Source organism: Kribbella sp. NPDC050124 (genome assembly GCF_044460355.1).
Taxonomy (GTDB): Bacteria; Actinomycetota; Actinomycetes; order Propionibacteriales; family Kribbellaceae; genus Kribbella.
The window spans coordinates 98,607-114,239 of sequence record NZ_JBITJU010000010.1; the positions used below are offsets into that span (position 1 = coordinate 98,607).

The window sequence follows — 15,633 nt, forward strand, 5'->3', positions numbered from 1 at the left end:
ACGCTGCAGGTATGGGTGACAACGTGGAGTTCCGGATCGAGCACGACACGATGGGCGAGGTCAAGGTGCCTCGGGACGCGTTGTGGCGGGCGCAGACCCAGCGTGCGGTGGAGAACTTCCCGATCTCCGGCCGGCCGCTGGAGCCGGCCCTCGTGCACGCGCTCGCCCAGATCAAGGCCTCGGCCGCGGTCGTGAACGCCGAGCTCGGCGTCGTCGACCAGGCGCAGGCCGACGCGATCGTGGCCGCCGCGGACAAAGTGGCCGCGGGGGAGTACGACGCGGAGTTCCCGATCGACGTGTTCCAGACCGGATCCGGGACGTCGACGAACATGAACACCAACGAGGTGCTCGCCACCCTCGCCTCCCGCGCGCTCGGCGCCGAGGTGCACCCGAACGACCACGTCAACGCCTCCCAGTCCAGCAACGACACCTTCCCGTCCGCGATCCACGTCGCCGCGACCGCCGGTGTCGTCCAGGACCTGCTGCCGGCGCTCGAGCACCTGGTGGAATCGCTGTCCCGGAAGGGATCCGAGTTCGCCGAGGTGGTGAAGTCCGGCCGTACGCACCTGATGGACGCGACGCCGGTGACGCTCGGCCAGGAGTTCGACGGCTACGCCCAGCAGATCCGGCGCGGCGCGGACCGGGTCCGCGCGACCCTGCCGCGGGTGACCGAGCTGCCGCTCGGCGGTACGGCGGTCGGCACCGGGATCAACACGCCTCCGGGGTTCGCGGCGAAGGTGATCACCGAGCTGAACCGGCGGACCGGTCTGGAGTTGCGCGAAGCCGAGGACCACTTCGAGGCGCAGGGCGCGCGGGACGGGCTGGTCGAGCTGTCCGGGCAGCTGAAGACGATCGCGGTCAGCCTGACCAAGATCTGCAACGACCTGCGCTGGATGGGCTCCGGCCCGCGCGCCGGGCTCGGCGAGATCCAGCTGCCCGACCTGCAACCGGGGTCGAGCATCATGCCGGGCAAGGTGAACCCGGTGATCTGCGAGGCGACGCTGATGGTCGCCGCCCAGGTGATCGGCAACGACACCGCGATCACCGTGGCCGGTGCCGGCGGGAACTTCGAGCTGAACGTGATGCTCCCGGTGATCGCCCGCAACCTGCTCGAGTCGATCACCCTGCTGGCGAACTCCTCTCGCCTGCTCGCCGACCGCTGCGTCGACGGCATCACCGCGAACGTCGAGCACGCCCGCGCGCTGGCCGAGTCGTCCCCGTCGATCGTCACCCCGCTGAACCGCTACATCGGCTACGAGAACGCCGCCGCGGTCGCAAAGAAGGCACTGCACGACGGCAAGACGATCCGTGAGGTCGTGATCGAGAACGGTCATGTCGAGAAGGGTGACCTCACCGAGGAGCAGTTGGACGCGGCCCTCGACGTACTGTCGATGACCAGGCCGGCCCAACAGTGAGTACGGCGGCGGCGCCTGAGCCGGGGCGCTTCTGGGAGCCGGGCACGGTGATCGAGTGGGTCTACCAGGGGACCGGGCGGCACGAGGACAAGCCGAACGTCCGGCCGATGACCGTCGTACGCGACGACGCCGACGGGCTGGTCGCCTGGCTCGCGCCCGGGACACCGCTGATCAAGCCGGTGCTGATCGACGGCCGGGAGACCCGGTACGCCGGTCCGGTCGCGATGTTCACCGAGGAGCGGGTGCTGAAGCTCGACGTCTGGCGCGGCACCGGGATCCTCAAGGTGCTTCCGCCCGGCAAGCCGTGGTCGGTGTGGCACTTCTGGGCCGACGACGGCACGTTCCGCGGGTGGTACGTGAACCTCGAGGCGGCGCACGTGCGGGATGCCGCGGGTCGCCGTACCAGCACGGTCGACCATGTCCTCGACCTGTGGATCCAGCCGGACCGCACGATCGAGTGGAAGGACGAGGACGAGCTGGAAGGCGCGGTCACCGCGGGCCGCTTCACCGCCGCCGAGGCGGAAGCCATCATCGCCGATGCCCACGCCGCCGTCCGCGAAATCGAAGCCTGGGGCCTACCCTTCTCCGACGGCTGGCAGTCCTGGCACCCACCCACCAACTGGCGCCTCCCCACCGCCCCCACCAACCACCAACCAACCCTGATCGCCGAAGAACTCCACAGCTGACATGCCCCGAGCCCTCCTGCTCACCGGCGGCGGTGGAGTCGGCAAAACCACCATCGCCCAGGCGATCGGCGCCCTCCTCACCGCCCGCCGCCACCCCACCGCGGTGCTCGACCTCGACGCCGTGGCGCAATTCGGCCCTCCGGGTCAGCCAGTGCCGGCCATCGCCGGCCGCCCTCTCCACGGCCTCCGGTTCCACGACCAGCTGCGAGTTCGCAACCTTGCTGCGGTATGGACCACCTACCGCGATGCCGGTGCGCGGTTCATGGTCGTCAGCGGACCTGTGGACACCGCCGACCACCGAGCGGCGTACACCTCGGCGTTGCCTGACTGCGACGTACAGGTCGTGCGGTTGGACACACCGCCGGAGCTGATCGCGGAGCGGACTCGGAGCACCCGCGGGCCTGAGTGGGATCTGCAGACTGCGCTGGCTCAGGCAGCGACACATCAGCCGATTCAGGACTTCATCGTGGCGAACGATCGTTTGGCTGGGGAGGTTGCTGTGGAGGTTTTGGTGCGGGTCGGATGGGAGGTCTGAGACAACGGGTGGATCACGAGGGGTTGTCAGTGCCGGGTTGGGTCTTACCGTGGAAACATGTACACGATCGAGCTGCAACCTGAGGAGCTGCGACTACTGCGATCCGCGCTCGGGTCGTACCTGCAGGCCTTCGGCCACAACGAAGCCGATGTCGTCCAGGCCACGAAGACGCTCCTCCTCAAGCTCCCGGATCCGGTGGACGCCAAGGCGGGCTAGGTCTCGACAGGCTCCAGGACGGCGACCGGGATGGTGCGCCTGGCTTTGGTCGCGAACTTCCCGATGCGTGGATCCTCGGCCAGGATGACGTCGGTCCAGACGACCTGACGTTCCTGGCCGGTCAGCTCACGCGGATGCATCGTGTGGTGCTCCGCGCCGATCTGCACGTCCGTGGTCTCGACCGCGCGCAGGTTGCGGAACCAGTCCGGATCCTGGCGTGATCCCGAGCCCGTGCCCCAGACCAGGAGCCCGTCGGGCCGTTCCAGGTACCGCACGCAGGTCGACCGCGGTACGCCGGTCCGGCGGCCGGGCGTGGTCAGCATCAGGACATGCACGTCCTTGCTACCACTCGCCAGCCGCCCGTCCAGCGTCCGGTACATCCACACGCCGATCCGGTTCCCGATCCGCAGCATCCGCCGGCTCATGCCCACCACCCCCATCCCGAGGGTGCTGCGCTCACCACCTGGCGGTCAAGACCGCGGACGCACCGTGAGCGGTACCGGCTTCTTCGTGTCGGTGAAGAAGTCGTTGCCCTTGTCATCCACCACGACGAACGCGGGGAAGTCCTCGACCTCGATCTTCCACACCGCCTCCATGCCGAGCTCGGCGTACTCGATCACGTCGACGGACTTGATGCAGTCCTGCGCCAGCCGCGCCGCCGGCCCGCCGATCGAGCCCAGGTAGAACCCGCCGTGCGCCTTGCACGCGTCCGTCACCTTCTTCGACCGGTTGCCCTTCGCAAGCATCACGAACGATCCACCGGCCGCCTGGAACTGGTCGACGTACGCGTCCATCCGCCCCGCCGTGGTCGGCCCGAAGGACCCCGACGCATACCCCTCCGGCGTCTTCGCCGGGCCCGCGTAGTACACCGCGTGGTCGCGCAGGTACTGCGGCATCGGCTCGCCCGCGTCCAGCCGCTCCTTGATCTTCGCGTGCGCGATGTCGCGCGCGACGACCAGCGGGCCGTTCAGCGACAGCCGGGTCTTGACCGGCAGCTTCGACAGCTCGGCGCGGATCTCGCTCATCGGCCGGTTCAGGTCGATCCGGACGACGTCCGCCTCCTCGTCCAGGTGCTCGTCGGTGGTGTCCGGCAGGAACCGCGCCGGGTCCCGCTCGAGCTGTTCCAGGAACACGCCCTCCGGGGTGATCTTGGCCAGCGCCTGTCGGTCCGCCGAGCAGGACACCGCGATCGCGACCGGGCAGGACGCGCCGTGCCGCGGCAGCCGGATCACCCGGACGTCGTGGCAGAAGTACTTGCCGCCGAACTGCGCGCCGATCCCGAACTCCTGGGTGAGCTTGAAGACCTCCTCCTCGAGCTCCACGTCCCGGAACCCGTGCCCCAGTGGCGATCCGGTCGCCGGCAGCGTGTCGAGGTAGTGCGCGGACGCGTACTTCGCGGTCTTCAGCGCGTACTCCGCCGAGGTCCCGCCGACGACCACAGCCAAGTGGTACGGCGGGCACGCCGCAGTCCCCAGGGAGCGGATCTTCTCGTCCAGGAACTCCATCATCCGGGACGGGTTCAGCACCGCCTTGGTCTCCTGGAACAGGAACGACTTGTTCGCCGAACCGCCGCCCTTGGCCATGAAGAGGAACTTGTACGCCGGGTCCGCGGTCCCCGGCGTCGAGTACAGCTCGATCTGGGCGGGGAGGTTGGAGCCGGTGTTCTTCTCGTCCCACATGGTCAGGGGCGCCATCTGGGAGTAGCGCAGGTTCAGCTTGGTGTAGGCGTCGTACACGCCGCGGCTGATCCACTCCTCGTCGACCGCGCCGGTCAGCACACCCTCGGACTTCTTGCCCATCACGATCGCGGTGCCGGTGTCCTGGCACATCGGGAGCACGCCGCCGGCCGAGATGTTCGCGTTCTTCAGCAGGTCGAGGGCGACGAACCGGTCGTTGCCGGACGCCTCCGGGTCGTCGATGATCCGGCGCAGCTGCGCGAGGTGCGCCGTACGGAGGTAGTGCGAGATGTCGTGCATCGCCTCGGCGGTCAGCGCCTGCAGCACCTCCGGCTGCACCTGCAGGAAGGTCCGGCCGCCTGCCGTGAACGTGCTCACGCCCTCAGTCGTCAGCAGTCGATACTCCGTGTCGTCGGCACCGAGCGGCAACAAGTCGGAGTAACTGAAGTCGGCGGACACCGGCATACCTCCATCACACGTGGTCTGAGCCCTACCACCCTAATCCGCCCACCCCCACCCCCGCCCGCGACCTCCGTCTCACCGAGAGGTTAGGCAATACTCAGTCCCGCACCGCCCGCCAAGCTCCCGGCAGCTCGCGCCCGAGCGCCAGCCGCTGCCAGGCGCGCTGGTAGTTGTTCCGCTGCGCCGTCCCCGCCGGGACGCGGTTTCGGAGTACGTACGCCACACCGGTGACCCCCACCAGGCCCGCGACGAACAGCACACCCGCGACGACCACTTGCGATCCTCCGGCACCGGTTGCCAGCTGGTTGATCAGCGTCCAGACCACCCCGGCGAGCAGACTCACCCAACTACCCAAATACGCCCCGGCCAGAGGCCGTACCCCACTCCAGTCCATGCCGGACTGTAGCAGCGCGAACCCCCGGACTCAGGGGATGGATCAGGGTTGAATCGGGGAGGTGACCCGGCTGTGGAGGGACCGGTGCGCGCGTAAGGTTTTGTCGTGGCCCAGGATGAGATTCCGCAGCAGAACCGACCGCAGGACGCCGTCCCCGCGCCGGCGCCGATGACTGGTGACGAGCTGGCGATGCGGCGCCGGGTGTCGGACCTGGAGCGCGAGGAGGTCGCCGACGTCCTGCGCGACGCCGCGGGCGAGGGACGGCTGTCGTACGGCGAGCTCGAGGAGCGGCTCGAGACCCTGTACGCGTCCAAGACGTATGGCGAGCTCGTCGAGCTCACCGCCGACCTGCCGAACGGCCCGACCGCGCCGAGTGTGCCGGCGGTCGGCCAGCAGCAGGCGGGTACGACGGTGCACGCCGGGCCGGTGATCAACGCGTTCATGTCGGAGACCAAGCGCACCGGCAACTGGCTCGTCCCGCAGCACCAGGAGGTGAACGCCGTACTCGGCGACATCTCCCTGGACTACACCGAGGCGCAACTGCCGTACGACGACGTGTACATCGAGGTGAAGTCGATCCTCGCCGACGTGAAGATCCGCGTCCCGCAGAACGCGATCGTGCACCTGGACAGCAACCCGATCCTCGGCTCCGTCTCCGAACAACAGTCCGGCCCCGCCGACACCACCCCCGGCGGCCGCCCCACCACCTTCCACATCCGCGGCACCGCGATCCTCGCCGAGATCAAGATCAAACGCGGCCCCCGCCTCAGCAAACGCCTCGGCCTCGCCTGAGCTGTTCGGCGCCCGGGTCCGCGACCATGTTGGACCCGGCTCCCGTGAACGTGCGGGTCAAGCTCGCCGGCCTGTGGATCGCCAGAGTGGTGCTGCCGCCGCGGATCGGCCGGATCGCCAACCTCGTCCTCGCCGTCGGCTACGCGATCACGATCGTCGCCGGCGCGATCGGCGAGTGGACCTACTACCTCCTCGGCAGCGCCCTGGAGATCCTCCTCCTGGCCGCCCTCGCCTACTACGCCTGGACCTGGCCCAAGCCAGTGCCGCATCCAGGCTGAGGTTGTCTCCGCGGCGTTCCCGGCGCCGTCCACCTCGGACTGGGGAGTCCTGCTGGTCGTTTCAGGTGGGCAGGACTCCCCACCCACCCCCCGTACAGGCGGCGGGACAGCTGGATCTCGCCTTGTGCAGCGACGCCCACAATGCCGGCTCGACGCGGCACTAGTCGGCCGCTGGCTGCTCGTCGAACGTGCGCCCGTTCGCGCGGTACTGCTTCAGGACGGTGGTCAGCCAGGCCGCCAGGGCTGGGACGTCCTTGACGTTGTACTGGTTGAGGCGGAGGTCCTTGTCCCAGACGTTGGCCGGGAGTACAGGGACCGCCATGAAGAACTTCGGGCCGGTAGCGAGTCCGATGGTGCCGATGTCTGCCCACGGCATGAAGCGCTTCTTGCCGTAGCGGACGCCTTCGCGATCGACGATCACCATCGGGCGTTGGGTGATCAATTGCCAGGCGGCCATGCTGACGAGGCCGGCGACGCTCGCGAAGCCGATCAGATGGAAGATGAGATCGATGCCGCTCGCGCTGTCTATCTCCGTCAGTGAATTGATCTGAGAGCCGCTGATCAGCAACAGGAAGAGCGCGAACTGGATCAGCACCGGCCGCCGCCGTACCGGAAACACCACCCGCCCGGTCCGCTCGAACTCCTCGGTCCACTCCGCCGGCGACCGCTCACCCATCACTGCCATGGCGCTCCCTTCGCGAGCCGCTCGGCCTCGAGCCACCGGGCGAAGGCCGGAATGTCCCGCACCTGGTCCCGCCCGATGGTGAGCTTCCGGACGCCCGGGTTCGTCGGCAGCAGACTGACCTCGGCGAACCAGTCCTGACGCGGGACCTGGATCGGCGCGATCCCGTTCCACGGCAGGAACTTCCGCCGCCCGTGGCGCACACCTTCGTCGTCGACCGTCACCATCGGACGCTTGGTGACCAGGTGCCAGACACCCGATCCGACCAGAACCACCCAGAGGACAACCATGACTCCGGCCATGATGTCGGCGGGGAAGCTGGGTTCCGGGCGCGTGAAGATCCCGATCCCGATCGGCACCGCCGGCCCGAAGCACCGCAACGCCACGGTCGAGCGCCGGATCGGAAACACCACCTGCCCGGCGCGCCGCAACTCGTCGGACCAGACTTCTGCAGAAGCCCCCACAAGACCCCCAGCCTTAGAAACTCCCCCCGGAGCCTGCTCACTGTAAGGGATAGTACGGAGCATGTCGCGGATCCGCCGAGTGCTCAGTTGGGTGTTCGTCCGCAGCCCTGCGGCCTTCTACCGGTTGGCTGAGCGCGACTCCCTCTGGCTCCCCACCGGACTCCTTGCCGCCGGCGGGGCAGGTGCCGGTGTGGGAGCCCTGGTCGGCTTGCTCGCCGGGAGCCCGGTCTCGGACGCCGCGTTCGTCGGGGCGATGGCCGCCATTCTCGGTTCGATGGTCTGGGTCCTTCTCGCCGTGCTCGCGGTCGGCGTCCGCTGGCTGCTAGGCGCCATACGCCGTTAGGGCTGTCCAGCGGCCGGAAGGGTGGCGGTTGATCCGAGGAGGTCGATCAGCTCGAGCGAGAGAACTCCTCATACAGCGACTTCAACTCCACCGCCGTCGCCTCTCGCCTGGTTGCGTCGGTGTGCCGCTGCACGTGCCGCGCGAACTCGACCTCCTGCTCAGCCGACAACCGCACGCCGTACGACGCCTCCAGCACGTGTGCGATCCCGCCCTTCCCCGACTGGCTGTTCACCCGTACGACGGCCTCGTACCCGCGCCCCACATCGGCCGGATCGATCGGCAGATAAGGCACATCCCAGAACGGATCGTCGCCCGTCCGCCGCGCGAACCCCTTCCGGATCGCGTCCTGATGCGTCCCCGAGAACGCCGTGTAGACCAGCTGCCCGGCGTACGGATGCCGCGGATGGATCGGCATCCGCGTGCACTCCTCCACCACCCGGCGGATCCCGTCGATGTCGGAGAAGTCGATCATCGGGTCCACGCCCTGCGCGTGCAGGTTCAACGCCAACGTGGCGATGTCGACGTTCCCGGTGCGCTCGCCGTTTCCGAAGATGCATCCCTCGACCCGCTGCGCACCCGCAAGTACGGCGAGCTCCGCGCAGGCGATGCCCGTCCCCCGGTCGTTGTGCGGATGCACGGACAGGATGACGCCGTCGCGACGCGGCAGGTTCTTGTGCATGTACTCGATCTGGTCGGCGTACACGTTCGGCGTCGCCGCCTCGACGGTCGCCGGCAGGTTGAGGATCACCGGTCGCTCCGGCGTCGCGTCCCACAGCTTGGTCAGCTGATCGCCCAACTCCAGCACGAAGTCCGGCTCGGTCAGGTTGAACACCTCCGGCGAGAACTGGAACCGCACCGAGTCCCCGGCCAGCCGCAGGATCTGCTCCGCCCCGGCATAGATCAACGACGCCAGTTCGTCCCGAGAGCGACGCAGTACGACGTCCCGCCAGGTCGGAGCCGTGGCCGCGTACATGTGAATGACCACCGGTGACCGCATCCCGGCGACGGACTCGACGGTCCGCTCGATCAACTCCGGCCGGGCCGGCGTGAACACCACGATCGTGACGTCCGGCGGCACCAGGTCGGAGGTCGCGAGCAGCCGGACGAAGTCGAAGTCGGTCTGCGAGGCGGACGGGTAGCCGACCTCGATCTCTTTGTAGCCCATGGCAACCATCAGCTCGAAGAACCGGCGCTTGCGGTCCGGGTCCATCGGGTCGGCCAGGGCCTGGTTGCCGTCCCGCAGGTCGACCGGCACCCAGAGCGGGGCGGTCGTGATCCGGCGGTCCGGCCACTCGCGGTCGACCGGCGCGACCGGCACCTTGGCGAAGATGTCGCGGTAGCGGTGGCTGGGCATCGGGGAGGGTTGCTGGCGGTTCCAGTCCATGCGGCCAACGTACAACTCCTCAGACAAGCTGACAACCTGCGTACCTCTAGACTGGGCCCATGATTCGCCGTCACCCGCTCGCCGAGCAGGCCGCCGAGGAGCTGCTGCAGCGAATCGGCAGCGGCGAGTGGCCGCTCGGCCAGAAGCTGCCCGGAGAGACCACGCTCGCCGCGCAACTGGGGGTCGGCCGGTCGACGATCCGCGAGGCGATCCGGGAGTTGGCCGGCCGCCGGGTGCTGGAGAGCCGGCAGGGTGCGGGCGTGTTCGTGATCGCGCTGCAGGCCACCGAAGACTGGGACAAGGTCCTCCGCAAGGCCGACATCGCCGACCTGATGGAAGTGCGGCTCGCGATCGAGGCGGAGGCCGCGCTGCTGGCCGCGTCCCGTCGTACGCCGGCGGACCTCAAGATGTTCCGCTACACGTTGGCCGACCGGCAGAAGGCGTCGGTGAACGCACCGGACGACTGGTACGTCGAGGCCGACCTGGCCTTCCACCGCGCGGTGATCACCGCGGCGCACAACGCCGTCCTGGCCGAGCTGTTCGACACCCTCGTGCCACGGATCCGGCGGGCGATGATGGACATGCTGAAGCTCGACGAGACACACCGGCACCGCCACGACCAGGCCGCGCACGAGGCGATCGCGGACGCCATCCGCGACAAAGATCCCGAGCGCGCCGCCGACCGCACCAGACAGCACCTCAGCGCCGTCCGCAGCACGGTCAGCTAAGCGCGATGCTCCTCATGGAGTGACCGCAGCCAGGGAGTCAGCGCGCTGAGGTCGGACACGTTGTCCTGCGGGATCGCCAACGGCCGGGCGCGCCGATCGGCCGGGTGGATCTGCACGGTCCGGAGTCCGGGCGGTCCGGTCGGGTCGTCGATGCTGGTGATGCCGGACCAGCGCAGGCTGCGTCCACGCGTGATGCCCTCGGCATCGACCTTGACGACCGGGCGGTTCGTGACCAGCTGCCAGACCGTCAGTCCGGTGCCGTAGACGAACGCGGCCAGCGCGGTCAACCGCAGTACGCCGAGAGCCCCGGAGATGTCGTCGTTGCGCCAGTGGTCGAGGTTCGTCCACGCCGACATCACCATCAGCAGCGCGAACCCGGCCAGCCGGATCGCCAGCCGCCCGCGCCGCGGCGGGAAGACGACGCTGCCTTTGGTCTCGAGCTCAGCGGTCCAGGCATCAGCGGACATCAGGCACCCCAGGTCGCCGTGTGTTCGTCAGCCGTCGGCGGATCCGCGCCGTGCCGCGTGCACGTGATCGCGGCAGCCTTCACCGCGTAGTCCACGACGTCGCGCAGATCCGCGTCCGTCAGGCCGTCCAACCGCTTCGCACCGAGCAGCCCACGCGCGTGCAGACCCGCGATCAGCGCCGCCATGAACGAGTCGCCCGCGCCGACGGTGTCGATGACCTGAATCCGCGGCGCCGTCACCTCGACCCGCGCCTCCCGGGTGACCCCGATCGCGCCGTCCCCACCACGCGTGATCACCACGCACTGGGTCCGGTCGGCGCTCAGCAGCTCCGTCGCGATCTCGTCGACCGACAGCCCGGGCCGCAGGAACTCGCAGTCCTCGTCGCTCAGCTTCACCAGGTCGGACAATGCGGCCAGCTCACGTACGGCGGCCCACGTCGACACCGGGTCCGGAGTGATCGTCGGCCGCGCGTTCGGATCGAGCGTCACCGTGACCGGCTGGTCGGCCATCGACTTCAGGAACGCGTGGATCGCCGCCGCACCCGGCTCCAGCACGGTCGCGATCGACCCGGTGTGAATCGCCGGGCAACCCCGCGACAGCGACAGCGCCGGCGGCTCCCAGGTGATGTCGAACTGGTACGACGCGACCCCCGCCGCGTCGAGCGTCGCGGTCGCCGTACTGGTCCGGAAGCCGGGGTCGACCGAGCCAGGCGCCAGCTGGACGCCGTTCCCGAACAGGTGCGCGCCGAGCTGATCGCCGTACGCGTCGGTCCCGAACCGGGTGACGAGTTCAGTCGGTACGCCGAGGCGCGCGAGACCGACCGCGACGTTGGCAGGCGAGCCACCCGGGGTCGCCTTGGTCTTGCCGTTGCCGTTCCTGGTGCGTCCCGCGCTGCCGACGATGTCCACGAGAGCCTCGCCGACGACGAGGACAGGTGCGCTCATCTGGCGTGCTCGAAGTCGATGGCGGAGTACGCACGGAGCTTGGTCAGCTGGTGCACGCTTTCGATGCTGCGGATCGTGCCGCTGCGCGACCGCATCACCAGCGAGTGGGTGCGCGCGGTGGACCGCCCGTACCGGACGCCGCGCAGCAGTTCGCCGTCGGTGATCCCGGTGGCGACGAAGAAGCAGTCGTCACCGCTGACCAGGTCGTCGGTGCTGAGCACCCGGTCGAGGTCGTGGCCGGCGTCGAGTGCCTTCTGCCGCTCCGCGTCGTCCTTCGGCCACAGCCGGCCCTGGATCAGTCCGCCCAGGCACTTCATCGCACACGCCGCGATGATGCCCTCCGGCGTACCACCGATCCCGAGCAGCATGTCCAGGCCGGTGTCCGGCCGGGCCGCCTCGACCGCGCCGGCCACGTCGCCGTCGCTGATGAACTTGATCCGCGCGCCGGTGGCCCGGATCTGGGTCGCCAGTTCCTCGTGCCGCGGCCGGTCCAGCAGGACGACGGTGACGTCGTCGACCGTGGAGCCCTTCGCCTTGGCCACCCGGCGGATGTTCTCCGCGACCGGGAGCCGGATGTCGACCACCTCGGCCGCCTCCGGGCCGACCACGAGCTTCTCCATGTAGAACACCGCGGACGGGTCGTACATCGAGTTCCGCGCCGACACCGCCATCACCGCGATGCCGTTGGCCATGCCCTTGGCGACCAGCGTGGTCCCGTCGACCGGGTCCACCGCGACGTCACACTCCGGGCCGTCGCCGGAGCCGACCTGCTCGCCGTTGTAGAGCATCGGGGCGTTGTCCTTCTCGCCCTCGCCGATCACCACCGTGCCGTTCATCCCGACCGTGCCGATCAGGGTGCGCATCGCGTTCACCGCCGCACCGTCGGCGCCGTTCTTGTCGCCGCGGCCGACCCAGCGGCCCGCCGCCATCGCCGCGGCCTCGGTGACCCGGACCAGCTCCAGGGCCAGGTTCCGGTCAGGCGCGTCCGCCTCGACCTCGAGATGGGCAGGTGGCGTGGTCGGATCCGTCATGCCACCGGATCGTAGCCAACCGTCTTCGGACCCTCATCGGCGAGATGGGACACTCGTGTCATGAGTTCGACGGGTCAGGGCGCTGCCGGCGAGGCGGAAGCGCGCGAGAAAGCGCGGGCGCGAGCCGAGGAGATCGCTTACCGGGAGCAGAACCGCCGGGACCGGGCCAAGGCCCGCACGTTGAAGAACATGGTCTGGGCACTGCTCGCCTGTTCCGTCGTGGTCGCGTTCCTGATGGTCGTCACCTGGCGGCCCAAGGAGGAGAAGGTCCAGGCCGTCGAGTACACCGCGCAACTCGAGGACGCGAAGAAGGTCGCCCCCTGGGTCCGCGGCCCGGCGCCGATGCCGGACGGCTGGAACGCCACCAGTGTGCGGTTCCGCACTCCCGAGCAGAGCCCGATGACCTGGCACCTCGGCATTGTCACCAACGAGAAGAAATACGTCGGCCTGGAACAGTCCAACGTGACCGGCGGCAAATTCCAGAACGAGGAACTCGGCAAGACCACCGACGACGGTACGGCGACCATCGACGGCGTCACCTGGCAGCGCAAGGTGCTGCAGGAGCGCGAAGGCGAGAACGCCTTGGTGCTGGTCGAGTCCGGCGTCACCACGATCGTGGTCGGAAATGCCGGCTATCCCGCCCTTGAAGCGTTTGCATCGGTGCTGGGCTGAGCATTTCCTGACCACGTTCCGGACGGTCGTTGACACGTCGGGTAGCTGCGGGTTTCTATCGATTCTTCGGCTTGATGTGCTCGGGGAAATCAGCAGAGGGAGCCTGCGGTGATTTCGACAACCCAGGTCCGGGGTTGAGGCGAGCATGTTCGTCACCGGACTCCTGCTCGCCGCGGACGGGTCTGCGCAACTCGGCGTACCCAAGCAACTACTGGCCTACCACGGTGACACGCTGCTCGGGGCGACGCTCGGCACCGCCCGCGAGTGTGGGTTCGACCAGCTGATCGTGACGCTGGGTGCCGGGTCGGACCAGATCCACGACCGGATCGACCTCGACGGCGTCCGGGTGGTCGAGTCCCCGCACGCCGACACCGGCAGTTCCTCGATCGTGCCCGCGATGGAAGCGGTCGACCGCCGTACCGACGGCATCGTGGTGCTGCTCGGCGACCAGCCCGGCGTGACGTCGGCCACGGTGTGGTCGCTGGTCGCCGAGGTCGCCGGTCCGGCCACCCCGATCGGCGTCAGCCGGTACGACAACGGTCGGGGGCACCCGTGCTGGTTCGGGCGGGAGCTGTTCGGCGAGTTGCGCGGGCTGTGCAACGACGCCGAACTGTGGGAGGTGATCGAGCTCGGCCAGTTCCCGGTCACCCAGGTCGATGCCATCGGCAACGTTCCGCCCCGGGTCGACACCTGGGACGACTACCGCCGGCTGGTCTCCGGCGTCAACCCCGCCCACGGCGCCTTCACCCCAGGCGCCTTCGACGACACGCACCCCACGCCCCTCCCCGTCCGAGGCCCCCACCGCCGCCATCGCGCGGCCCCCTGAAGGTGGCCGGCTCAGTTGGCGATCCGCAGGTCAGTCCGCCCCCGCCAACCGCAGTCCGACTACGCCGACGACAATCAGCGCGATGCAGGCCAGGCGGGCCGGGGTGATCGGCTCGCCGAACAGCAGGATGCCGAGTGTGACGACGCCGATCGAGCCCAGGCCGGTCCAGATCGCGTACGCCGTCCCGACCGGAAGGTGATCGAGCGTCTTCGCCAGCAGTACGACGGACGTCACGCCGAAGACCAGCACCCCGACGGTCGGCCAGAGCCGGCTGAACCCTTCGCTCGGCTTCAGGCTGAGCGCGAACGCGATCTCGAACGCCGCCGCGGCGAGCAGAACCAACCACGCCATCAGGCCGCCAGTGCTCCTCTCAGATGCCGCAGCGTCACGGTCGCGACCCGGACGCCGAGCGCCTCCGCGGTCCGCAGGTCCGTGGCCGGCGGCGCCTTCTCGGCCGACAGGTCGGCGTCGGACTGCGCCATCGCGCCGAGCCAGCTGCCGAGCCGGTTGAGGTCCTCGATACTCGCGGTGCTCTCGGCCCAGCCGGGGTAGATGTCCAGGCCGACCCAGATCATCCCGTGCTGGGCGGCGAACACGGCCAGGTCGACCAGGCTGTTCAGCTTGTCGCCCGACATCGCCTTCGAGTTGGTGAATCCGGCGGCGATCTTGTCCCGCCAGGCCAGGTTGTCCGCCCAGGCCCGCACACTCTCCTCGGCGAACTTCTTGAACACCCAGCTCGGGCTGCCCATGTACGTCGGGGCGCCGAAGACGATCGCGTCCGCGGCGGCGAGCCGGGCCCACACGTCCTCGGTCAGCTCGTCGAGCGGGACCAGCTCGGCGACGGCGCCCGGCACCGACTCGGCGCCGGTGGCCACTGCCTCGGCCTGCTTGGCCGTGTGGCCGTACCCGGAGTGATAGGCGATCACGATCCGGGCGGGGGTGTTGGTCATGCTTCCTCCAGAGTCTTTAGCGGACTACAGTCCGTCTTATGAGCGACAGTACCGGACTGCAGTCCGCTTCACAACGAGATCTTCCGGTCGTCGGACAGGCACGCCCGGAACGCGCGGACGCCCGGCGGAACCGGCTGAAGGTGCTGGAGGCAGCGGACCGGCTGTTCACCGAGCACGGCGTGAAGAACGTGTCACTGGATGCGATCGCCGCGGCGGCAGGGGTCGGCAAGGGCACGGTGTTCCGCCGCTTCGGCGACCGGGCCGGCCTGGCGGTCGCCCTGCTCGACGAACGCGAGCACGAGCTCCAGGCCAAGATCCTCAGCGGCCCGCCGCCGTTGGGGCCCGGTGCGCCCGCGGTCGACCGGGTGACGGCGTTCCTGGACGCCTACCTCGAGTTGCTCGACCGGCACATCGAGTTGTTCGTGGACAGCGAGAACGCCTCCGAGGGCGCCCGCTACCGCATCGGCTCCTACCACCTCTGGCACCGCCACCTGGCGCTGCTGATCGAAGAGGCTCGCCCAACCCTCGACGCCGACTACACGGCGCATCTCCTTCTCGCGCCGCTTGCGGCCGATCTTCATCAGGCCTTGCGTACCGGGGGGTTCATCCTCGATCGGATGAAGTCAGGGCTCGCGCAGGCGGTCGAGACCCTCTTGCGACCCTCCAAAAGTTGACCGGACAGGAATTG

General features: G+C 69.0%; 22 protein-coding genes. 11 read left to right on the plus strand and 11 right to left on the minus strand.

Features of this window, described 5'->3' with window-relative positions; translation table 11 throughout:
- The first annotated feature begins 11 nt into the window (after positions 1 to 11).
- From ACIBL3_RS23385 to ACIBL3_RS23400, 4 genes are read left to right on the plus strand one after another with little or no spacing between them, the layout of a single operon-like run.
- Entirely contained in the window at positions 12 to 1,415 is a 1,404-nt protein-coding gene (locus ACIBL3_RS23385) for a class II fumarate hydratase (protein WP_396355641.1), read from the plus strand.
- Positions 1,416 to 1,462: 47 nt separating this feature from the next.
- A complete protein-coding gene (locus ACIBL3_RS23390) occupies positions 1,463 to 2,101 on the plus strand; it encodes a DUF402 domain-containing protein (RefSeq protein ID WP_396355642.1) in 639 nt (212 codons plus the stop codon).
- Position 2,102: 1 nt separating this feature from the next.
- Complete coding sequence (locus ACIBL3_RS23395; protein WP_396355643.1) at positions 2,103 to 2,636, plus strand: hypothetical protein; 534 nt, start codon at positions 2,103 to 2,105, stop codon at positions 2,634 to 2,636.
- Between the two features lie 57 nt (positions 2,637 to 2,693).
- A complete protein-coding gene (locus ACIBL3_RS23400; RefSeq protein ID WP_396355644.1) occupies positions 2,694 to 2,852 on the plus strand; it encodes a hypothetical protein in 159 nt (52 codons plus the stop codon).
- Here ACIBL3_RS23400 and ACIBL3_RS23405 read toward each other — a convergent pair.
- From ACIBL3_RS23405 to ACIBL3_RS23415, 3 genes are all read right to left on the minus strand, one after another.
- Positions 2,849 to 3,277 (minus strand): nitroreductase/quinone reductase family protein, encoded by a 429-nt coding sequence (locus ACIBL3_RS23405; protein WP_396355645.1) that lies wholly within the window; start codon positions 3,275 to 3,277, stop codon positions 2,849 to 2,851. The genes ACIBL3_RS23400 and ACIBL3_RS23405 overlap by 4 nt on opposite strands.
- A gap of 45 nt (positions 3,278 to 3,322) precedes the next feature.
- Positions 3,323 to 4,993, minus strand: coding sequence for a fumarate hydratase (locus ACIBL3_RS23410; RefSeq protein WP_396355646.1), 1,671 nt, complete (start codon positions 4,991 to 4,993; stop codon positions 3,323 to 3,325).
- Positions 4,994 to 5,087: 94 nt separating this feature from the next.
- On the minus strand, positions 5,088 to 5,384 hold the full coding sequence (locus ACIBL3_RS23415; protein ID WP_396355647.1) for a hypothetical protein: 297 nt from the start codon (positions 5,382 to 5,384) through the stop codon (positions 5,088 to 5,090).
- Between the two features lie 105 nt (positions 5,385 to 5,489).
- Between ACIBL3_RS23415 and ACIBL3_RS23420 the strand changes: the two genes are divergently transcribed.
- On the plus strand, positions 5,490 to 6,176 hold the full coding sequence (locus ACIBL3_RS23420) for a DUF1707 domain-containing protein (protein WP_396355648.1): 687 nt from the start codon (positions 5,490 to 5,492) through the stop codon (positions 6,174 to 6,176).
- A 26-nt stretch (positions 6,177 to 6,202) separates the two neighbouring features.
- Positions 6,203 to 6,454: a hypothetical protein gene (locus tag ACIBL3_RS23425; RefSeq protein ID WP_396355649.1), complete on the plus strand. Its 252-nt coding sequence runs from the start codon at positions 6,203 to 6,205 to the stop codon at positions 6,452 to 6,454.
- Positions 6,455 to 6,614: 160 nt separating this feature from the next.
- On the opposite strand, the gene ACIBL3_RS23430 is transcribed toward ACIBL3_RS23425, so the two are convergent.
- Both ACIBL3_RS23430 and ACIBL3_RS23435 read right to left on the minus strand, forming a co-directional pair.
- A complete protein-coding gene (locus ACIBL3_RS23430; protein WP_396355650.1) occupies positions 6,615 to 7,139 on the minus strand; it encodes a hypothetical protein in 525 nt (174 codons plus the stop codon).
- Complete coding sequence (locus ACIBL3_RS23435) at positions 7,130 to 7,600, minus strand: hypothetical protein (protein WP_396355651.1); 471 nt, start codon at positions 7,598 to 7,600, stop codon at positions 7,130 to 7,132. The genes ACIBL3_RS23430 and ACIBL3_RS23435 overlap by 10 nt, the downstream gene beginning before the upstream one ends.
- 61 nt (positions 7,601 to 7,661) lie before the next feature.
- Here ACIBL3_RS23435 and ACIBL3_RS23440 point away from each other — a divergent pair, with 61 nt between their 5' ends.
- A complete protein-coding gene (locus ACIBL3_RS23440; RefSeq protein ID WP_396355652.1) occupies positions 7,662 to 7,943 on the plus strand; it encodes a hypothetical protein in 282 nt (93 codons plus the stop codon).
- A gap of 46 nt (positions 7,944 to 7,989) precedes the next feature.
- Here the strand turns inward: ACIBL3_RS23440 and ACIBL3_RS23445 are convergent, their stop codons facing one another.
- A complete protein-coding gene (locus tag ACIBL3_RS23445; protein WP_396355653.1) occupies positions 7,990 to 9,327 on the minus strand; it encodes a 2-isopropylmalate synthase in 1,338 nt (445 codons plus the stop codon).
- Between the two features lie 59 nt (positions 9,328 to 9,386).
- On the opposite strand from ACIBL3_RS23445, the gene ACIBL3_RS23450 reads away from it, so the two are divergent.
- A complete protein-coding gene (locus tag ACIBL3_RS23450; protein WP_396355654.1) occupies positions 9,387 to 10,055 on the plus strand; it encodes a FadR/GntR family transcriptional regulator in 669 nt (222 codons plus the stop codon).
- Here ACIBL3_RS23450 and ACIBL3_RS23455 read toward each other — a convergent pair.
- From ACIBL3_RS23455 to glpX, 3 genes are read right to left on the minus strand one after another with little or no spacing between them, the layout of a single operon-like run.
- A complete protein-coding gene (locus tag ACIBL3_RS23455; RefSeq protein WP_396355655.1) occupies positions 10,052 to 10,522 on the minus strand; it encodes a hypothetical protein in 471 nt (156 codons plus the stop codon). The two genes, ACIBL3_RS23450 and ACIBL3_RS23455, sit on opposite strands and share 4 nt — an antisense overlap.
- The gene (locus ACIBL3_RS23460; protein ID WP_396355656.1) at positions 10,522 to 11,466 is read right to left on the minus strand and encodes a carbohydrate kinase; all 945 of its coding nucleotides are present in this window, start codon (positions 11,464 to 11,466) and stop codon (positions 10,522 to 10,524) included. Before ACIBL3_RS23460 ends, ACIBL3_RS23455 begins: the two co-directional genes overlap by 1 nt.
- Positions 11,463 to 12,497 (minus strand): class II fructose-bisphosphatase, encoded by a 1,035-nt coding sequence (gene glpX, locus ACIBL3_RS23465; RefSeq protein ID WP_396355657.1) that lies wholly within the window; start codon positions 12,495 to 12,497, stop codon positions 11,463 to 11,465. Before glpX ends, ACIBL3_RS23460 begins: the two co-directional genes overlap by 4 nt.
- A 60-nt stretch (positions 12,498 to 12,557) precedes the next feature.
- Between glpX and ACIBL3_RS23470 the strand changes: the two genes are divergently transcribed.
- Positions 12,558 to 13,169 carry a DUF4245 domain-containing protein gene (locus ACIBL3_RS23470; protein ID WP_396355658.1) on the plus strand — a complete coding sequence of 204 codons (612 nt, stop codon included), beginning with the start codon at positions 12,558 to 12,560 and terminating at the stop codon, positions 13,167 to 13,169.
- A gap of 145 nt (positions 13,170 to 13,314) precedes the next feature.
- Positions 13,315 to 13,995, plus strand: a complete 681-nt coding sequence (locus tag ACIBL3_RS23475; protein ID WP_396355659.1) for an NTP transferase domain-containing protein — start codon at positions 13,315 to 13,317, stop codon at positions 13,993 to 13,995.
- A 30-nt stretch (positions 13,996 to 14,025) separates the two neighbouring features.
- Here the strand turns inward: ACIBL3_RS23475 and ACIBL3_RS23480 are convergent, their stop codons facing one another.
- Entirely contained in the window at positions 14,026 to 14,346 is a 321-nt protein-coding gene (locus tag ACIBL3_RS23480; protein ID WP_396355660.1) for a DMT family transporter, read from the minus strand.
- Positions 14,346 to 14,945, minus strand: a complete 600-nt coding sequence (locus tag ACIBL3_RS23485; RefSeq protein ID WP_396355661.1) for a flavodoxin family protein — start codon at positions 14,943 to 14,945, stop codon at positions 14,346 to 14,348. Before ACIBL3_RS23485 ends, ACIBL3_RS23480 begins: the two co-directional genes overlap by 1 nt.
- A 38-nt stretch (positions 14,946 to 14,983) precedes the next feature.
- Between ACIBL3_RS23485 and ACIBL3_RS23490 the strand changes: the two genes are divergently transcribed.
- Positions 14,984 to 15,619: a TetR/AcrR family transcriptional regulator gene (locus tag ACIBL3_RS23490; protein ID WP_396355662.1), complete on the plus strand. Its 636-nt coding sequence runs from the start codon at positions 14,984 to 14,986 to the stop codon at positions 15,617 to 15,619.
- Positions 15,620 to 15,633: the final 14 nt, after the last annotated feature.

Bases quoted from the DNA above. Each gene is read 5' to 3' on its own strand.
- ACIBL3_RS23385 (WP_396355641.1), top strand. From the start codon at position 12: ATGGGTGACAACGTGGAGTTCCGGATCGAGCACGACACGATGGGCGAG.
- ACIBL3_RS23395 (WP_396355643.1), top strand. From the start codon at position 2,103: ATGCCCCGAGCCCTCCTGCTCACCGGCGGCGGTGGAGTCGGCAAAACC.
- ACIBL3_RS23400 (WP_396355644.1), top strand. From the start codon at position 2,694: ATGTACACGATCGAGCTGCAACCTGAGGAGCTGCGACTACTGCGATCC.
- ACIBL3_RS23405 (WP_396355645.1), bottom strand. From the start codon at position 3,277: ATGAGCCGGCGGATGCTGCGGATCGGGAACCGGATCGGCGTGTGGATG.
- ACIBL3_RS23410 (WP_396355646.1), bottom strand. From the start codon at position 4,993: ATGCCGGTGTCCGCCGACTTCAGTTACTCCGACTTGTTGCCGCTCGGT.
- ACIBL3_RS23415 (WP_396355647.1), bottom strand. From the start codon at position 5,384: ATGGACTGGAGTGGGGTACGGCCTCTGGCCGGGGCGTATTTGGGTAGT.
- ACIBL3_RS23425 (WP_396355649.1), top strand. From the start codon at position 6,203: ATGTTGGACCCGGCTCCCGTGAACGTGCGGGTCAAGCTCGCCGGCCTG.
- ACIBL3_RS23430 (WP_396355650.1), bottom strand. From the start codon at position 7,139: ATGGCAGTGATGGGTGAGCGGTCGCCGGCGGAGTGGACCGAGGAGTTC.
- ACIBL3_RS23440 (WP_396355652.1), top strand. From the start codon at position 7,662: ATGTCGCGGATCCGCCGAGTGCTCAGTTGGGTGTTCGTCCGCAGCCCT.
- ACIBL3_RS23445 (WP_396355653.1), bottom strand. From the start codon at position 9,327: ATGGACTGGAACCGCCAGCAACCCTCCCCGATGCCCAGCCACCGCTAC.
- ACIBL3_RS23450 (WP_396355654.1), top strand. From the start codon at position 9,387: ATGATTCGCCGTCACCCGCTCGCCGAGCAGGCCGCCGAGGAGCTGCTG.
- ACIBL3_RS23455 (WP_396355655.1), bottom strand. From the start codon at position 10,522: ATGTCCGCTGATGCCTGGACCGCTGAGCTCGAGACCAAAGGCAGCGTC.
- ACIBL3_RS23460 (WP_396355656.1), bottom strand. From the start codon at position 11,466: ATGAGCGCACCTGTCCTCGTCGTCGGCGAGGCTCTCGTGGACATCGTC.
- glpX (WP_396355657.1), bottom strand. From the start codon at position 12,497: ATGACGGATCCGACCACGCCACCTGCCCATCTCGAGGTCGAGGCGGAC.
- ACIBL3_RS23470 (WP_396355658.1), top strand. From the start codon at position 12,558: ATGAGTTCGACGGGTCAGGGCGCTGCCGGCGAGGCGGAAGCGCGCGAG.
- ACIBL3_RS23475 (WP_396355659.1), top strand. From the start codon at position 13,315: ATGTTCGTCACCGGACTCCTGCTCGCCGCGGACGGGTCTGCGCAACTC.
- ACIBL3_RS23480 (WP_396355660.1), bottom strand. From the start codon at position 14,346: ATGGCGTGGTTGGTTCTGCTCGCCGCGGCGGCGTTCGAGATCGCGTTC.
- ACIBL3_RS23485 (WP_396355661.1), bottom strand. From the start codon at position 14,945: ATGACCAACACCCCCGCCCGGATCGTGATCGCCTATCACTCCGGGTAC.
- ACIBL3_RS23490 (WP_396355662.1), top strand. From the start codon at position 14,984: ATGAGCGACAGTACCGGACTGCAGTCCGCTTCACAACGAGATCTTCCG.